Annotated in this window: 18 protein-coding genes; 7 read left to right on the top strand and 11 right to left on the bottom strand. The window is 55.0% G+C overall.

Features of this window, described 5'->3' with window-relative positions; all coding sequences use genetic code 11:
• Nucleotides 1-46: 46 nt before the first annotated feature.
• The 4 genes from B3H65_RS08235 (at nt 47) to B3H65_RS08220 (ending at nt 5,736) form a co-directional block, all read left to right on the top strand.
• Entirely contained in the window at nt 47-322 is a 276-nt protein-coding gene (locus B3H65_RS08235; RefSeq protein WP_286684845.1) for a hypothetical protein, read from the top strand.
• A gap of 10 nt (nt 323-332) precedes the next feature.
• Nucleotides 333-575 carry a phage holin gene (locus B3H65_RS08230; RefSeq protein ID WP_286684844.1) on the top strand — a complete coding sequence of 81 codons (243 nt, stop codon included), beginning with the start codon at nt 333-335 and terminating at the stop codon, nt 573-575.
• The gene (locus B3H65_RS08225) at nt 575-1,474 is read left to right on the top strand and encodes a peptidoglycan amidohydrolase family protein (protein ID WP_286684843.1); all 900 of its coding nucleotides are present in this window, start codon (nt 575-577) and stop codon (nt 1,472-1,474) included. Before B3H65_RS08230 ends, B3H65_RS08225 begins: the two co-directional genes overlap by 1 nt.
• A gap of 185 nt (nt 1,475-1,659) precedes the next feature.
• Nucleotides 1,660-5,736, top strand: coding sequence for an S-layer homology domain-containing protein (locus B3H65_RS08220; RefSeq protein WP_286684842.1), 4,077 nt, complete (start codon nt 1,660-1,662; stop codon nt 5,734-5,736).
• Between the two features lie 27 nt (nt 5,737-5,763).
• Here B3H65_RS08220 and B3H65_RS08215 read toward each other — a convergent pair whose 3' ends face one another.
• The 3 genes from B3H65_RS08215 to B3H65_RS08205 form a co-directional block, all read right to left on the bottom strand.
• Nucleotides 5,764-6,246, bottom strand: coding sequence for a hypothetical protein (locus B3H65_RS08215; RefSeq protein WP_286684841.1), 483 nt, complete (start codon nt 6,244-6,246; stop codon nt 5,764-5,766).
• Nucleotides 6,247-6,263: 17 nt separating this feature from the next.
• A complete protein-coding gene (locus B3H65_RS08210; protein ID WP_286684840.1) occupies nt 6,264-6,581 on the bottom strand; it encodes a hypothetical protein in 318 nt (105 codons plus the stop codon).
• A 344-nt stretch (nt 6,582-6,925) separates the two neighbouring features.
• A complete protein-coding gene (locus B3H65_RS08205; protein ID WP_286684839.1) occupies nt 6,926-7,867 on the bottom strand; it encodes an NAD(P)/FAD-dependent oxidoreductase in 942 nt (313 codons plus the stop codon).
• 104 nt (nt 7,868-7,971) lie between these two features.
• On the opposite strand from B3H65_RS08205, the gene B3H65_RS08200 reads away from it, so the two are divergent.
• Nucleotides 7,972-9,237, top strand: coding sequence for an MGDG synthase family glycosyltransferase (locus B3H65_RS08200; protein ID WP_286684838.1), 1,266 nt, complete (start codon nt 7,972-7,974; stop codon nt 9,235-9,237).
• 45 nt (nt 9,238-9,282) lie between these two features.
• On the opposite strand, the gene dut is transcribed toward B3H65_RS08200, so the two are convergent.
• The 3 genes from dut to B3H65_RS08185 form a co-directional block, all read right to left on the bottom strand.
• Nucleotides 9,283-9,726: a dUTP diphosphatase gene (gene dut, locus B3H65_RS08195; RefSeq protein WP_286684837.1), complete on the bottom strand. Its 444-nt coding sequence runs from the start codon at nt 9,724-9,726 to the stop codon at nt 9,283-9,285.
• A gap of 4 nt (nt 9,727-9,730) precedes the next feature.
• The gene (gene nrdR / locus B3H65_RS08190) at nt 9,731-10,174 is read right to left on the bottom strand and encodes a transcriptional regulator NrdR (RefSeq protein WP_009140330.1); all 444 of its coding nucleotides are present in this window, start codon (nt 10,172-10,174) and stop codon (nt 9,731-9,733) included.
• Nucleotides 10,175-10,246: 72 nt separating this feature from the next.
• The gene (locus B3H65_RS08185) at nt 10,247-10,687 is read right to left on the bottom strand and encodes a LysM peptidoglycan-binding domain-containing protein (protein ID WP_286684836.1); all 441 of its coding nucleotides are present in this window, start codon (nt 10,685-10,687) and stop codon (nt 10,247-10,249) included.
• Nucleotides 10,688-10,845: 158 nt separating this feature from the next.
• Between B3H65_RS08185 and lexA the strand changes: the two genes are divergently transcribed.
• Together lexA and B3H65_RS08175 are read left to right on the top strand one after the other, a co-directional pair.
• Nucleotides 10,846-11,484: a transcriptional repressor LexA gene (lexA, locus tag B3H65_RS08180; RefSeq protein WP_009140328.1), complete on the top strand. Its 639-nt coding sequence runs from the start codon at nt 10,846-10,848 to the stop codon at nt 11,482-11,484.
• Nucleotides 11,485-12,225 (top strand): heparan-alpha-glucosaminide N-acetyltransferase, encoded by a 741-nt coding sequence (locus tag B3H65_RS08175; protein WP_286684835.1) that lies wholly within the window; start codon nt 11,485-11,487, stop codon nt 12,223-12,225.
• 14 nt (nt 12,226-12,239) lie between these two features.
• Here the strand turns inward: B3H65_RS08175 and hflX are convergent, their stop codons facing one another.
• The 5 genes from hflX to B3H65_RS08150 form a co-directional block, all read right to left on the bottom strand.
• A complete protein-coding gene (gene hflX / locus B3H65_RS08170; protein WP_286684834.1) occupies nt 12,240-13,529 on the bottom strand; it encodes a GTPase HflX in 1,290 nt (429 codons plus the stop codon).
• Nucleotides 13,530-14,450, bottom strand: coding sequence for a tRNA (adenosine(37)-N6)-dimethylallyltransferase MiaA (gene miaA / locus B3H65_RS08165; protein ID WP_278561921.1), 921 nt, complete (start codon nt 14,448-14,450; stop codon nt 13,530-13,532).
• Nucleotides 14,447-15,805, bottom strand: a complete 1,359-nt coding sequence (miaB, locus tag B3H65_RS08160; protein ID WP_286684833.1) for a tRNA (N6-isopentenyl adenosine(37)-C2)-methylthiotransferase MiaB — start codon at nt 15,803-15,805, stop codon at nt 14,447-14,449. The genes miaA and miaB overlap by 4 nt, the downstream gene beginning before the upstream one ends.
• A 2-nt stretch (nt 15,806-15,807) precedes the next feature.
• Nucleotides 15,808-16,128: a stage V sporulation protein S gene (locus B3H65_RS08155; protein ID WP_009140323.1), complete on the bottom strand. Its 321-nt coding sequence runs from the start codon at nt 16,126-16,128 to the stop codon at nt 15,808-15,810.
• A gap of 78 nt (nt 16,129-16,206) precedes the next feature.
• Entirely contained in the window at nt 16,207-17,295 is a 1,089-nt protein-coding gene (locus B3H65_RS08150) for an ATP-binding protein (RefSeq protein ID WP_286684832.1), read from the bottom strand.

Below are 17,295 nucleotides of genomic sequence, written 5' to 3'. Positions count from 1 at the left end.
ATCGATAGATGACGTATGCGCCGACCATTCGGCGCACGCTCGGGCTTTGAAACAGCACGACAAGCGCCTCGACAGCCACAGCGGCGAGATAGACGACATCAAGGCCTGCGTCGTCCGGATAACCGCGCTTCTCGAAAGGCAGCAGGACGAGGCGAACAAGCAGGCCGAGGCCTACGAGAAATGGCGCGACGAGTCCGAGGCGCGGATAGCGGCGCTCGAGGCGAAGCCCGGACAGCGGTGGGAGCAGGTTCAGGGCTATCTGCTCACCTGCGTTCTCGGCCTCGTCGTCGGAATAGTAGGGGCCTATCTGGGCCTCAAGTAAGGAGGAAGAAATGGACGTAAAGAACAGGGTCAAGAACAAGGCATTCTGGCTGGCGCTCATCCCGGCCGTGCTCCTGCTCGTGCAGGTTTGCGCGGCGCCGTTCGGATACCAATGGGACTTCGCGCTCCTGAACGAGCAGCTAACTGCGATCATCAACGCGGCGTTCGCGTTGCTTGCGATACTCGGCATCGTCGTCGACCCGACCACTCCGGGCTTCGGCGACGGAAGCGCTGATGGCGGAGAGGAGCTGTGATGGCCAGCATCCAGGCGTTCGTCGACCGCATGCGCTTCTGGTGCGCCGAGGGAGACCTCGGCTACGACCAGGGCGACAGGTGGGACATCAGGGAGGGAGGAGAGTGCGACTGCTCCTCCCTCGTCATCTTCGCCCTGCAGGAGGCGGGGTTCGACACGGGAAGCGCGTCGTACACCGGGAACATGAGCGGCAACCTCACGGCGCGAGGGTGGCAGCGCATCCCGTTCACGTGGTCTCCCCAGGCGGGCGACATCCTGCTCAACGATGCGAACCATGTCGCCGTGTGGCTCGGCGACTGCCTCGCGCAGGCGTCCATCGACGAGAACGGCAACATCTCCGGCGGGCAGCCCGGAGACCAGACGGGCGGCGAGACCAACCTGCGAGGCCTGTACGACTACCCGTGGGACTGCATCCTGCGCTACGCAGGCGCCGGCGACAGGACGTCGTCTTTCGGCAGCGAGCCCACGAACGGCGGAGACTCTACGGGATGCGGCGTCGTCTACGAAGTGCACACCATCGCGCACGGGTGGCTCGGGGCGGTATCGAAGTGCGACGGCACCGAGGACGGCTATGCTGGCTACAACGGCGAGGAGGTGGACGGAGTCAGGGCGTACCGCGCTGACGGGAAGCCCCTCACGGTCCAGTCGCACGTGAAAGGCGGCGGGTGGCTCGGCGAGACCGTGTTCACGGGGTCGATGGACGGGAAGAACGACTCCGGCGACGGGTACTCCGGCGACTTCGGGCACGCCTTGGACGCGATCCGTGTCGACGGGTGCGAAGTCCGCGTCGCGTGCGGAGGCGACTATTTCGGCTGGCTGAAAGACGGCGGCACTCCCGAAGGAGACGACTTCGCAGGCGATTACGGACGAGCGATAACCGCTGTCCAGATGAGGGCATGAGGCTTAACGTTCGCGACCCCGGGCTTCGGCTCGGGGTTTTCGCGCTTTACGGCATCCTGCCGATTCAAACGGCATCGCACGGCTCTCAATAGCTTGCCGCTAAGGAACGCGGTGAGATATAGTCTTATTATGTAAAGAAAGCTGGCGCAATTTGAGGCCAGGGGATATCGAGGAAAGGGGGAACCGTGGTGGCAAGGAACCATAGAATCGCAAGACGCGTCGTTTCGGTCGCCTCGTCCGTTGCGCTCGCTCTGTCGCTCTGCCCGTTCGGGCAGGCTTTCGCGATAGAGCCGGGGGAGGGGCAGCCTTCTGAGCTGACCGACGAGGTCATTGCGGTAGACGCCAAGACGGCGTCTGAGGTATACGTGAGCAACACTGGCTCAGACGTAAACGGGAATGGCAGCGAAGAGCATCCATACGCTTCGCTTTCCAAGGCCGTTGACGAAGCACCCGACGGAGCCACCGTCTACGTGATGAGCGATCTGTCGATGAGCTCTTGTGCCAGGCTTGTAGACAAGGACTTGACCATTAAAAGCGTAGAAGGCCAGCAGTTCACCGTATCTCGTGCCTCAGACTTTAAGACGATCAGCGACAACAGGCGGAGCCACTACAACCCTGCCATGTTCGAGGTCACCATGCCGAAGTCTCCGTCCAGTCTTCGCATCGAGAACTTGATAATCGATGATTGCGGCACGCACGAGGGAAACCGATTCATCCCTGCGGAAGGAAACGGCTCCACAAACGGCGTTAACAACACCGACATTGTCCAAGACGGCATTATCTCGCTCTATAGCCTCACGGGCGCAGAAGGAGAGGTCGTGCTTGGTTCTGGTGCGGTCCTCAGGGACTTCGGAGGGATGTCCGCCGTCAACGTTTCCGGTGGCAAGCTCACCATGGAGTCAGGAAGCCTCATCAAGGACGACAAGGTCACCGACAGGGCGAAAAAAGTCGTAGAAGACTATGGCGCTGCGGGCGCCGTCTGGTGCCGAGGTGGAAGTCTCGAAATGGCTTTCGGCTCAACGATCGACGGAGTGCGCGGAAGGGCGCTCTATGTTGACAACGGCGGCAACGCCGTGGTCAACGGCGCCATTTCGGGCAGCGACTGCGACACCGATATGTGGCAAGGAACCGCAGGCGCCGCAGTTCATGTGCGCGGTGGTTCGGATGTTACCCTGGGGAGCACTGGGACGATATTCGGGATCAGCAAAGGACAGTGTGCGGAGAATGACGTACCTCGCGCCATCGAGGCTGACTCGGCGAATTTCACTGCGGATGCAGGATCCGTCATTAAACAGTGCGAAAACGTCATGGTTCTTCATGCCAGCAGCGTAGGCGACGATTACGAGCATAGAATTCAGATCGATGGAGAAATCAGCGACAATTCCTGCGGCTCCAACTCACTAGCTAGGTCCTTCTACGGCTTGATCGTAATCGGACAGTCGGGAACCATATCAGGCAACACCACCACGAGCGCCGGAGGTTTGTTGTATTCGAACAATGGCTCCCACTACATAGTTCGAGGCCAGATTACCGACAATACCGCGTCGCTATCGAGCATGCTCTACGTGGCGAACTTTTCTGGTGGAACCTCGGAGGCATCGATAGAAGAAGGCGCTCTGATATCTGGCAACAATGGCCTGGGCGTGCGTGTCAACAATGGCACTACCGTTACGATGAACGGAGGAGTCATTTCTGACAACGCCGGTGGCAACGTGCGCGTCAGCGGCAAGGCGGATTACGCGAACGCTCACTTCGTGATGAATGGCGGAACGATCTCTTCAAGTACGGCACCTTTCAACATCGAATTCACTGCAACGAACGGTGCGAAATGCGACCTGAACGGAGGCGTCGTCTCGTCTTCCTCCGATCGTCCTTCCATTTCGATAAGCGGCGGAAACGCCCAGAGCGATACAGAGAGGCTTTCGATCGCGCCCGGGGTTCTCCAGGGAAACCGCACCATCAGGTTCAATACCAGCATGCCGAATGCGACCATGGAGGTGTCTGGGCCTGTTAAGCTTGGAACAGGTCGAGACGAGTGCGAGTCTTTCGCAAAGCAGAAATTTGAGGGTCTAGACCAGGATCGCGGTTCCTTCTGGTACCAATCGGACAACGATTCCGTCTGCGTTCGGATATCGGATCTTAAGTTCGACGAGAATCAGCCGCTGTATGCCGCAATAGTTCCGACGGACGAGAACGGAAAGCCCAACGAATCCTCAGCAATCCTTTATTCCGTGTCGGCGGAGTCCGACGGCTCGTTCTCGCTTTCGCTGCCCGCCCAGAACGCCGGCGGCTACACCGTCGTCTTCCTGCAGCAGACCCCTGAATCTCCGAATCCCAAGGTCGTCACAGTTACTCCCGCCGACATCACTGTCTACGAAGGCGGGGGTGGCTACTCGGCCGTGGTTGGCGACGAAGGAACGGTGGTTTCCGAGAACTCGATGCCGCATCCCATTTTCAGGATAGCTGGCATCGAGGACACAAGCGGCCTAACGTTCGCTAACGAATCCCAGGGCAAGTCTTGGACTGCGATTTCCGACGGCGGTGGCTATTACCATTTCGAGCCTTACCAAGGTCAGGACCAGGTGCGTGTGACGTACACGAATGCGGATGGGAAGACCGTCGTCAGCGACGAATTCGACGTCTCTGCCGTCAACGAGACGTTCGCGCAGTTCTCGGTTAGTTTGTACTTGGGAGATAACAACATAGCGGACATCACCGCTTCGAAGGGCGAGGACGAATACGCTGTGGCGTTAAGCACGGGCACGCTGACCGTCCGCGCTGTGCAGTCCGACCCCGATGATGCAGTCGTCAATGTTTCGAAAACGGCCCCGTCCCAACCCCTGGCAAGCGGCACCGCCATGGCGGTCGAACCCGCAGGCACCACGTACGCTCTGAACGACACGAATGTCCTCTTGCCCGAAGGCGCCGCCCCTTCGCTGCTCTTCGACGACATCATCGACGTCGACGCCAACAGGACAGAGGCTTTGCTGACCGCGCTCAAGAAACAGGGGTCCATCGGCGACGACCCGAGCTATCAGGCCAAGTACCTCGACCTGGTCGACGCGAACAACAGCAACGCGTGGATCACGGCCTCCGCAGGCACCGACGTCTACTGGGGCTACCCCGAGGGCACCGACGAGAACACCGAGTTCGCTCTCTACCACTTCAAGGGACTCCACCGCGACGGAAGCAACTCAGGCTACGACGTGGACGACATCGCTTCTGCCGAGATCGAGCCGGTGAGAATCGACAAAACAGACCAGGGAATCAAGTTCCATGTAGATGCCGGCGGGTTCTCTCCGTTCGTTCTCACGTGGGAAACGAGCGGCGGCGGTTCGGTCACGCCTCCGCAGCCCCAGACCGTGACGCTGCACTACGAGACCAACGGCGGTCGTCCGCTCGCTGACGAAACCCATGTTCTCGGGGCGAAGGTCGACCTTAAGACCCCGCTGCGCGAAGGCTGCACCTTCGCCGGCTGGTACCTCGATGAAACCCTCACGAAGCCTGCCGAGGACCCCCTTGCCATGGACGCCGACAAGACCGTATGGGCCAAATGGGAGTCCACCGCGGTGCCGGGAGGCTTCACCTCGGATCACGTCAACTACGTCCTGGGAAGGGACACCGACCAAGGCCGCCTGATCATGCCGGAGTCGAACATCACCAGGGCGGAGGCTGCCGCCATGTTCTACCGTCTCCTTGACGAGGGAACGAGGGCTGAGTACTATCGCGAATCCTCCACCTTCCCGGACGTGGAGCCCGGCGCGTGGTACGAGCCCGCAGTGGGCACGCTCCAGGCGATGGGCATCCTGCGGGGAGACGACGGCGTCGGTACGGTCAGGCCCGACGACCCGATCACGCGCGCCGAGCTGGCCGCCATGGCCGGCAGGTTCGACGACGACGGGGAATGGCCCGACATGGAGCCGTTCGCGGACATGGACGGTCACTGGGCGGAGCGCATAGTGCTCGTCGCGGCCGAGAACGGATGGGTCCTCGGCGTCGAGGGCTCGGACAAGTTCCGTCCGGACGACCCGATCACGCGTGCGGAGACCATGGCGATCGCCAACCGGGTCCTTCAGAGGCTTCCGGAAGACGAGTCCGACCTTATCGCCGGGCGAGTGCAATGGCCTGACAACCAGGACAAGGAGAAGTGGTATTGGCTTGCGGTCGAAGAGGCCACGAACAACCATGACCACACCCTGAAGAGCGACGGGGTCCACGAGAGGTGGACGGCGCTCTTGGAGAACGAGGATTGGGGAAAGTGACCTCGGTCCGCAAAGCGAGGCCCCGCGTCAGCGGGGCCTTTTTGCATGTGCGGAACCCTGCGGGAGCGGGAACTCGACGTCCTCGACGCCGACGGCCTTCCTTCCTATCTCGCGCATGACGGCAGGCGGGATGTCCTCCACGCCGACCGCGTACGCCACAAGGAGCCTCGGGTTCACGACGCCCAGTTCCGATATCCGCCGGAAAAGCTGGCCGCAGCGGGAGCGCAGGCCCAAGAGCAGGCAGATGGCGAGACGGAGCGTGTCCTCCTCGCCTGGCGCGGAGTCCGAGGTCCTGACGTCCCAGAGCGCGCGCTTCGTCATGAAGTCGCAGCATCCGCTGTCCACGAGGTCCGTGAAACCTCCAGGGGAAAGGGGAGCGCGCGCGACGAGACGGCGTCCTTTCAGGAAGCCCGACGCCGACTCGACCATCGTCCTGACGTTGGCGAGCGTTGCGGCGTTTGGCCGCATCCTTGTGACATCTTCGGCGTGAAGCGCGATTCCGGCTTCCAAGGCGGCCTCGTACGCGCTCAGCCGGCAGGCCGAGGGGCGACCGAGGCGTCGTCAAGCCCCCTGATGTCCGCCCGGAGCCTCAGTGCGTCGTCTCTCTGGCCGACCACGAGCGCCGAGAAGACGCACTCCGAGAACGCGCCTTCGACGGTGTCGCCGGCGGTCAATGCAAGGAGGCGCCTCACGGCCGTCTCGACCACCGACGGGTGCACGTTCTCCGACGCGGCGGGGAAGAGCGGACGCGCGCCCTCGAAGCGCACGGCCTTCATGGAGCGAGGGTCGACGTACCCTCCGCGAGGTTGCCAGGCTTCCTTCGCCCTTGTCGCTGCAGATGCCATTTCCCCTCCCAACGTATCGGCAAACGAACGACACGATGTGAATCGCCTTTGGAGCAAGGGTATCATCGCGAAGGTCCAAGAGCTAGCGGCGGGCTTCCGGTTTCGTGCCAACAACGTGCCAACAAAATACGCAGCAGATTCGGCAAGCAATGTTATGCCGCGTAAAGCCATGAAGCGATTTTATTAGTCTGACCTGGTGGAATAGCATCATCGTGAAACATGGCAGAATATAGCTGTAATACACATAACTTTACATAAGATATATTATCGCGAATAGAAAAGGGAAGAAGGACTGCTTTGAGCATAGAAGCCTTCCTTCTCCCAAAGCAAACAATCAAATAGCGTTAATCCAACTGCTCCAGGTATCGGTACGCTGCCGTACCGGCAATGGCGCCGTCCGCGGCAGCAGTAATAACCTGACGAAGCTGTTTAGTGCGCATATCGCCAACGCAAAACAAGCCAGGCGTTTTCGTCATCATGGAATCATCGGTGATAACGCCGCCGTCTGAACCAAGGTCTACGTAATCCTTCACAAGATCGACCACGGGATCGTTGCCTGTAAAGACAAAGATGCCAAATGACCCCTCAGGAAGTTCCTCGACTCTAGATTCGCCGTTTGTCGTATCGATGAACTCTATACGATTAAGAAGCGTGCCGCCGGTAACCTCATTGATGGATGTGTTAAAGCGAACCGAAACGTTATCATGCTCAAGTAGCCTAGAGACCATGCCCCGAGATGCTCTAAAATGATTTTTTCGCACAACCATCGTAACGTGCTTAGCGATCTTAGCCAGAAACATCGCTTCCTCGACGGCTGAGTTTCCGCCGCCCACAACAAATAAGTCTTTTCCGCGGTAAAACATTCCGTCGCATGTTGCGCAATAAGAGATACCCCTACCGCGATAGTCATTTTCACCCTTAAAACCCGCGAGTCTGGGCCTTGCACCGGTAGCAACAATCAGCGATCGCGCATGATACGTGGCGGAGTCGGTCTCAACATCAAACTCCCCCGTTTCATCAATATGAACATTGTTCACCATTTCATAGATGGTCTGAGCACCAGCTTGTTCAGAATGCTCCTGCATTTTCATTCCAAGCTCGGCGCCAGATATCGAAGGAAACGCAGGGTAATTATCAATTGTGTCGGATGTTGCAATCTGTCCACCCGGCATACCTTGTTCGAACACGGCTGCATTGAGGCTAGCGCGGGCGGCGTAGATGCCTGCCGTATATCCAGCGGGTCCACCGCCGATAATGGCGACATCATAAGTCGACTGTTCATTCATTCATGACCTCCAATCAGTCTTTCTTTTCATACCCGTTATTAGAGACAACAAGTAGATAAGTTAATCGTAGAATGGAGAAGATTGATTTTACGCAAGGAGTGAACATGGACGAGAAGCGTGCGATGGCACCTTGGCAAAACACAGCCACGCCTGCGCCAGTCATAACAATCATGCATGCATCCGTCGGATCAGGACATAAGGCTGCAGCCAATGCGGTCGCTCAGGCGATAGACCGAATGCGCGGAACCAATAATGTTCCATCCAACGTAATCGTTGAAGTCCTCGACGTGTTAGACTTTGGACGAATTAAATTTGACGGCAACAAGACCGCGGCCTCGTTCACCGGCGCCACGCGCCCCATTTACGATATCACTTGGCGATACACGTTAACGGGACGCTTGCTTTGGGGCGGCGGCTCCGCCTGGTCACGCATTATGTTCCCAGCCTTTAATGATTATGTTCGTGAAAAGAGACCCCTCGCACTAATATGCACGCATATCACCGCGGCAAACGTAGCGGTTGGTGCTCGCATGATGACCGATATCGATTATCCCATCGTTTGCATCCCCACCGATTACGAGATAGAGGGCTTGTGGCCCCATAAAGAAGCGGATATGTTCTGCGTTGCAACGGAGTTTATGGCAGAGACGCTACGTCCCCGTAAGGTTCCGGAAGCGAATATAACCATTACCGGCATACCAGTTAGAGGAGGCTTTGAGAATGAGCCCTTCGATAGGAATGCTGTTCTTGAGCAGTTCGGACTCCCTGTAAACAAGAAAATCGTCCTCGTTCTCGCAGGAGCAAGCTTACCGCAGCCGTACGTTCGCTTTAGAATGGCGATCGAGCAGACGCTCCCCTATCTGCGACGCTTCGTTGACATGCACTTTGTCTTTCTCCCGGGCAAAGACCATGAATATGCAAGAAACCTAAAAGCTTTGTTCTCTGGAATGAAGCTAGAAAACGCCACTGTCTTGGATTATGTAAGCGATATGGCTTCTCTTATGAGGGCGTCAAACCTAGCGATACTGAAATCTGGCGGCCTCACCGTTACCGAATGCCTGTGCGCGCACCTCCCCATGCTCCTGGTTGGGAAATCATATGGGCAGGAAAAAGCCAATACGGTAATGCTGACGTCTTTTGGCGCAAGCCTCCATGCGACCACAGCACGTGAGCTTGTCCTCACGCTTGAGCGAATCCATAGGCACCCCGAAGCGCTCGATGCGCTGCTCATTGGTGCCGATGCATTGAGAAAACCGAATGCGGCAGAAGATATCGTTCGAGCGACCATGGGGCAAACGAAGATCAAAAGAAGGCGACAGAAGCACTTTCTTGAATTTTACTGGGGTGAAAAACCCGCTCACACCCGATAGATACTTGGAGGCTCCGCGCAGAGGAGCCTCCATTACAAAAGCCGACTATTTGGATCCACTTGAACCAAAGCCGCCTTCGCCTCGGTCAGTTTCATCGAGCTCATCGACCTCAAGCAAAGTCACGCTAGGAACGGCTTGGATAACAAGCTGGGCAATACGGTCACCCTTTTCGATAACGATAGGTTCATGGGGATCGAGGTTAATGGCAATGATCTTGAGTTCGCCACGATAATGCGCATCGATAAGACCGGGGGTGTTCAAAATAGAGAGGCCCTTTTTGATTGCCATACCGGAGCGAGGCTGGACGAATCCAGCGTATCCATCCGGCAGTGCGATAGCCAGTCCAGTCGGGATAAGAGCGCGCTCAAAAGGTTGAAGGACAACAGTCTCAATAGAGCGAAGATCAAGTCCTGCGTCTCCTTCATAGGCGTACGAAGGAATCTGGGCTTCTGGGGACAACTTTTTAATAGGCACCGTAATAGCAGCCATCAGCTCACCTCAACTTGTCGAGCTCGTTAAAGAATTCTTCAACATCCTTAAAATCACGATAGACAGATGCGAAGCGAATATATGCGACTTTGTCTAGGTTGGCAAGCCTCTTTAGAACCATGTCGCCGATTTCATGAGAAGAGACAGCTCTAACCGTTCTCGATCGAAGCTCTAACTCAATGTCGTCAATAAGATAGTTGAGCTGAGAAAGATCGATATCCCGTTTCGAGGTTGCTCGCATAAGACCAACCATCAGCTTGTTTCTATCAAATGGTTGAGTGGTACCGTTGCTTTTGACAACCTCTATAGGGTCCTCGCAGCGTTCGAACGTCGTAAACCTATGACCGCACGTACGACATTCGCGACGTCGTTTAATTGCGTTGGTTACTTCCTGCATGCGCGAATCAATAACCCTCGTGTTCTCTCCACCGCATTTAGGGCACCGCATAATAGCATCCTTTCAGATATACAATGCATATAGGATAACCCAGAACAGCGAAGATGCGTTGAAGCAGGATGACTACGAAGGATTGGCGACCAAAATCGTTTGACCCGGTTGGAGCATCGAGGAGTCGAGGTCGTTCCAATCTCTAATGGCGGAGACCATATCCTGAGTCGATATCCCATCGACATGGTACGCCTCAGCAAGCTCCCAGAGCGTCTCCCCCTGCTTTGCCCGTACAGACTGTAAGTTCATGGTCTCGATCAAGTCGTAAGTGGGAGCTGAAGCTGCAACTGAAATCTGATAGGTAGCCATGAACACCACGACACTCACAATAACAAAGACGGCAACACGTATTGCAGAAAGCCTACGGGAATGAATCGTACGAGGCGCACGCTTAACCATAGATGTATCGACCGCAGCGCAATCGCGCCCACCGTTGATAACAACAAGACTGTTCTCATGTTCCGGATAGACGGAAAGTGCGAGGTTTCCAGAAACGTAAGATTGCGTATTCATCGGTATCTCCCTTCGGCTCATTTAACGATTAAAGTTATATATGTTCGTCTGGACAAAAATGACTAGCACAAGAACGAGTGTTCGTTTATTATTATCTTCGAACAGTTGTTCTTGTCAAGATAAATACGAACAAATGTTTCACTATGAAGGGAGCGTTTATGGCACGCAAGATTACGAAGCGCCAGCAGCAGATCTACGATTTCATCCGCTCGTATCAGCTGGAAAAAGGGTACCCCCCTAGCGTTCGCGAGATGGCAGCCGCCGTGGGCCTGTCTTCGCCCTCAACCGTACACGCCCATCTCAGCGCCCTCGAACAGCATGGCTTGATTCGCCGTGATAAAACAAAGCCGCGCGCTCTTGAAGTATTTAACGAAGACGGAACCAACGCCCAGCTTGCCAATGTCACTGAAACTCCGAATCGTGGGACCATATCGCTGCCTCTCATTGGACGCGTAGCAGCCGGAATTCCGATTCTCGCCGAACAGAACGTTGAAGACACGTTCACGCTACCCACTGAAATAGCAACCGATTCAAGTTCGTTCATACTTGAGGTTCACGGCGACTCTATGATTAACGTGGGAATCTTCAACGGGGATTATATAGTTGTTCGCGAACAGCACAACGCCATGAACGGGGAGATCGTCGTCGCTATGATCGATGGCGAGGCGACCGTTAAGACCTTCTACAAAGAAGCGGGTAGGGTGAGGCTGCAGCCTGAAAACGATTCTATGGAGCCAATCTATGCTGTGAGCCCCACCATTCTTGGCAAGGTTGTAGCTTTGATGCGAAGGTTCTAGATGAATACCGAGTCTGACATCGACCAGCAAAAGCCCGCGGAAAGAATCGTTTTTTTCGATACGCTTCGCGGGCTGACCATAATCTCCATGGTCGCTTTCCATACCACATACGACTTGGCATATCTATATGGGATTGATTTGCCTTGGTTTACATCTAGCATATTTCAAGATATTTGGAGAGCTACAATTAGCTGGACATTCCTTATACTTGCAGGCTGGATGACCCAACACTCGCGGAACAATCTTAAAAGGGGTGCGATGTATGCCATCGCCGCATTGGTGGTGTTTCTCGTTACATCTGTCGCAAGTGTTGACACACCCGTATCCTTCGGAATTCTCTATTGCATGGCTTTTTGTACCTTAGCCTATGGAGCGGGTGCGAGATTATTCAAGAGGCTCAACCCTTTAATAGGCATAACAATCTGCGTGTCATTATTCGCGATCACCTATGGAGCTCCCAGGGGTAGCTATATGTTTGCAGGGCTGTCGTGGCTGGGCTTTCCGGGTCCGGGATTTGCTTCCGGAGATTACTACCCCCCAATCCCCTACTTCTTCCTTTATGTCGCAGGCGTGTTTTCAGCGATCGCATACCTGTCTAGAGACGTGAAAGCTTATATATATCCAAGTTGGATGAAGAGGGATTACTGCCATCCGTTAACGATTATTGGACGCCATAGCCTATTGATCTACCTACTCCACCAGCCCATCGTCCTAGCCTTGCTCACAGCTACACTGGGTTAGTGAGATAGCAGGGGCTATTCGGTAATATAGCGTTCGATCCGAGGAGCGATACGGCTGGGAACGCGAGCAATCAGCCGCACGCCCTCGCCTAGAAATTCCTCATGAACAACTTGACCTTGCTCGCGAATCAACGAAATCAGCGCAGCTTCCTTGTACGGAATCGTGGCGCTGAGCACGGTGTCGCTTGCGGATGCCTCGTTGGCAATTCGAGAGGTAAGCGAATCAATCCCCTCGCCAGTAAGCGCGGAAAAGAAGATGCTATCGGGATAGCGGGACTTGAGAATGCCAAGCTCAATGGGATCAAGAAGATCAACTTTATTGAAGACTGTAACAGATAACTTATCGCCCGCACCGATTTCAGAAAGAACGGACTCGACTGCATCCATTTGACGAATCCAGTCATCATCTGAAATATCTACAACCTTGAGAATGAGATCGGCGTTAAGAACCTCTGAGAGCGTCGATTTGAAAGCCTCAACCAACCCATGCGGAAGCTTCTGGATGAAACCGACCGTATCGGTGACGGTAATTAACCTGCCGCCCGGAAGGGCATACGCTCGAGTTGTAGGATCAAGGGTTGCAAACAGCTTATCCTGGGTGAAAACATCGGCGCCCGTAAGGCGGTTGAGTAGAGTCGACTTTCCAGCATTGGTATAACCTGCTAGGGCTACTCTGAAAGCACTTGATTCCAGTCGGTCCTTAGACTGCACTCCCCTTCGTTTCTCGACGAGCCTTAATTGCTTTCGAAGCGCGGAGATTTTATTGCGGATCAAGCGCCTGTCAACTTCAAGCTGACTTTCGCCCTGGCCGAAGCGGCTTCCGATTCCACCACGAGTCTGCTCTTTTGCAAGATGGCTCCACATACCGCGAAGCCTTGGAAGAAGGTATTGAAGCTGGGCAAGCTGAACTTGAAGGCGACCCTCGCGAGTCTTCGCATGTAAACCGAAGATATCGAGAATCAATGCGGTGCGATCGATAATCTTCACTGGTTCGCCTACGGCTTTTTCAAGATAAGACTGTTGAGATGGCGAAAGCTCATCGTCGAAGATGACGACTTCTATATCAAGGCTGTGAACCATTCGAACAAGTTCATCAACCTTGCCGGACCCAATAAATGACTTGGGGATTGGCTTGTCTAGTCGCTGCGTAAGACTTGCAACAGCTTCAGCACCTGCTGTATGAGCAAGGCGCTCGAGCTCATCAAGAGACCGATCGGTAGGCCATGAGTTGACCCTCCAGTCAACGCCAACGAGAAGGGCTCGCTCCGGGACGGGAGTCGTAGAGATGAAGCCCGGTTTTGCCATTTAGTACCCCGTTTTCTCCATGATGAAATCAGCGGCTTGATTGGTTGACAGCTGGTCCATATCCAACCAAATGGTCCTATCATCCCTCCTGCACCAAGACAGCTGCCTTTTTGCATATCGCCTTGACCTCTGCTTGATTAAAGAGACCGCATCTGCAAGAGAGCAGATCCCCTCGAGATAATCAATGATCTCCTTATAGCCAATGGCCTGCCTGCTTGTGATCGCATCAGCGGCACCAGAAGCGACGAGGCCTTTTACCTCATCAAGAAGGCCCTGATGCATCATGATATCAACGCGATCATCGATTCTCTTGTACAGACGATCTCTATCCATAGTGAGAGCGAAGCTAACGTAATCATAGTGAGCGCGGGGCGTGGAGAATCCGGCCTTTTGATCGGCGTAGCTAATACCCTCATCGATCATTTCGAGCGCCCGGACAACCCGTCGAACATTATTGGGATGAATCTGATCGGCGCTAGCAGGATCCTTTTCACGAAGCAGGGCGTGAAGCCCTTCCGGGCCAAGCTCCTCAGCCATATGCTGATACCGCGAGCGGCGCTCGCCCTCAACCTCGCCTTTCGGAAATTCCATTTCGTCCAAAGCAGCACGAAGGTACAAACCGGTGCCACCGCAGAGAATGGCCGGCTTGCCTGCAGAAAGGAGCGAGTCAATTATCGCCCGTGCATCATGCTGATACAGGGCTGCAGAATAGCTCTCTGAAGGAGAAACGATATCCACGAGACGGAGCGGTACCCTACGCTCTGGCTCTGGTGTTTTTGCAGTACCGATATCCATGCCAACATAGACCTGCATAGCATCAGCAGAGATGACATCTGTATGCAGTCGAGAGGCGACCTCATCGGCAAGAGAACTCTTACCGGACGCAGTGGGACCCGTAATAGAGATAACGGGGATTGTCATCGAGGCCCGCCAACCAAGGAGCCGGAAAGATACCAGGTTTTAGCAACATCAACATCGACATCGACGATCTTACCGATGTAGGAATCGATGTCGGCGCCTTCGGGCAGTGGAGCATGAACGGTTTGATTCCAAGGGCTTTTACCTTGGAGCATGCAATCATCCTTCTTGGACGCGCCCTCGATGAGCGCAGGAACCGTGGTATGCAGCTGTCCTTGGTTGAATTCATGTGCCGTGGTCTCGATAACGGAGACCAAACGGTTGAAACGGTCGAGAATGACATCATGCGGCGTGGGATCATCGATCTTCGCAGCGGGCGTACCCTCGCGCTTAGAATAGATGAACGTAAAGGCCTGGGCGTAGCGAACCTCTTCAGCAAGTGAAAGGGTCTGCAAAAAGTCCTCTTCAGTTTCACCGGGGAAGCCGACGATAATATCAGTGGTCAGTGCTATGCCAGGTATCTTTTCACGGATGCTGCGAACAAGATCGATGTACTGCTCACGCGTATAGCGCCTATTCATCTCTTTAAGCACACGGGTGGAACCGGACTGAACCGCAAGATGAAGGTGAGGCATAACGGCGGGAACATCAGTCATCGCATTAATGGTCTCAGGCAAGAGATCTTTAGGATGAGAGGATGTAAAGCGTATACGCTCGATGCCGGTCTCTCCCACTGCACGGAGCAGGTCGGCAAAACGCGGCTTACCAAAAATGTCTCGTCCATAGGAATTAACGTTTTGGCCGAGCAGCGTGATTTCGCGAACGCCAGAGCGCACAAGTCCGGCGACCTCGTCAACGATCTGCTCAAACGGACGGCTCTTTTCGCGACCGCGAACATAAGGAACGATACAGTAGCTGCAGAAATTATTGCAACCAGTCATGATGGGGACCCAAGAATGGAACGCGGTGGCGCGATGCCACGGCATGCTTGTGGCTCCCTTATCTTCGATCTCCTCGCACCTAACGTGATGATCGCCATCTTCGAAGGCCTGGGCGATAAGCTCGCCCACGTGAGCGATGGAATGGGTGCCAAAGATAACGTCAACGTTGTCGAGGTTGGTGAGAAGTCCCTCGCCGTCACGCTGAGCGATGCAGCCGCCAACTGCGATAACGCGGCGACCGCTAGGAGGCTTAGGCAGGCTCTTGCAGGAAGAGCACTGTCCGTACAAACGTGTATCAGCCGCCTCGCGAACGCAACACGTCATAAAGATAACGATATCGGCATCCGAGGGCTCGCCGACCTCCAAGCACCCAAGGGAGTCGAGCAACCCGCTCACACGCTCGGAATCATGAAGGTTCATCTGGCAACCGAACGTACGGATGAAATAGGTTTTACCTGAAAGGATAGAGGAGTTCATTCTTAGCAGACCTCTTGAAAATCTTTAAGCAGCTCGGCAGCGTCCGAGCTTTGAATAGAGAGATGGTGAACGTACACAGAAAGCCTGATAGCCGTGCGCGATTCACCGTTAATGAGAATGTCGGAGAAGATGGGGGCGCAGGAGATATCGAATCCCGTAGGAATTAGGAAGCCGCGAGCTATGGCTACCGCCTTGATCGCTTGGTTGACGGCACCGGCGCCAACGCACTGCATATTGACGGGCACACCGTCTTTAACCATACCGGCGATGGCACCCGCCACGGAAGCAGGTGAAGACTTGCTCGATACCTTGAGGAATTCCATCTATGTTTCTCCAGCGTGTGTGGTGCGTTTATGCATATTATTTTAAGTATACCGCAAGCGAGCGACCTGGAAAACCGTTTACTCTTCTTTACCAAGGTCAAAGGTAACCGTGATCTTATCCTTGAGGACTCGCACCTTTGGCTCACCCAAGAGGTTGATGTAATACCGTGAAGCAAGGTCGTTAAAGTCCTTCTCCACGGCCCGAGAAAAGCTGGCGATATCATCCTTCGAAATCTTTAGCCCCCTGCGATCGCGTTCAAGATCAACTTGACGCATCAACCTCTCGCCAGGCGTGGTTCGCTCCCTTAAAAGACGAGCAGATACGCTTCTCAACGGTGCGATAGACCCCGCAAGAATACGATGGGCCGTCCTCTCGGAAATCTCGATGCCCAAAGTGGAAGCAATTTGGATGAAATCTGACGCATCAGCGGCAAAGCCTAGGCGAGATATCACCGGAAGGCCCGATTCATCGTCCATAAATAATAGGCTTGAAGCATCCAACTCGCGGCGAGCCTGGTTATAGAGCGTAGAGGCGATCTCTGTAGGCGTTCCCAAGAACACATCGCAACCACGAAGCTCTTCCAAAGCGAACTCGCAGGCGGTGCGAACGATATTGTGAGGCCCGCGCGTGCAAACGAAGACGCCCTCATCGTTCTTTTCAGCCTGGGGCCAGGTCGATTGGTCGACGCGCTCTTTAAGCGAGGAGCAATCGACTATAACGCGAAAAACGGATCCGAGACCCGGACCGGACGTGAGGACCTCTGCGGATTGAGCGTTCTGCTTAATGGAGAACAGGGCCATACCGCGACCGTGAACGCCCCACTTGTCCATCTTCATGGTCTCGAGCTTGGAGGTGACGCGGGCGTCGAATATACGCTCCCTCATGCCCATCGGGACACCGGAACCGTTGTCAAGGAAGAGGAGAGTGCGAACACCCTCCTCTTTCGATGTTGCGATATAGACCCGATCGGCTCCAGCGTCACGAGCGTTTCTGAGCATCTCGATAACGATATCCTCGACACTTTGAATGTCGTGCTTAGCTTGACGGCGCTCAGCTTCGGAAACTCGAAGCTTTACGTAGCCGTCGCCTAGGTTCTCTTCAACACGAAGATTGCCTTCTCCGGACATGGAGGCGATGAAAGCAATGAGGTCGTTAGAGTCGCTCAT

The organism is Collinsella sp. UBA1693 (assembly GCF_002320115.1).
In the GTDB taxonomy this organism is placed as follows: Bacteria; Actinomycetota; Coriobacteriia; order Coriobacteriales; family Coriobacteriaceae; genus Collinsella; species Collinsella tanakaei.
Note: the sequence above shows the minus strand (reverse complement) of the source record. Positions and strands in the feature narration are given on the sequence as shown.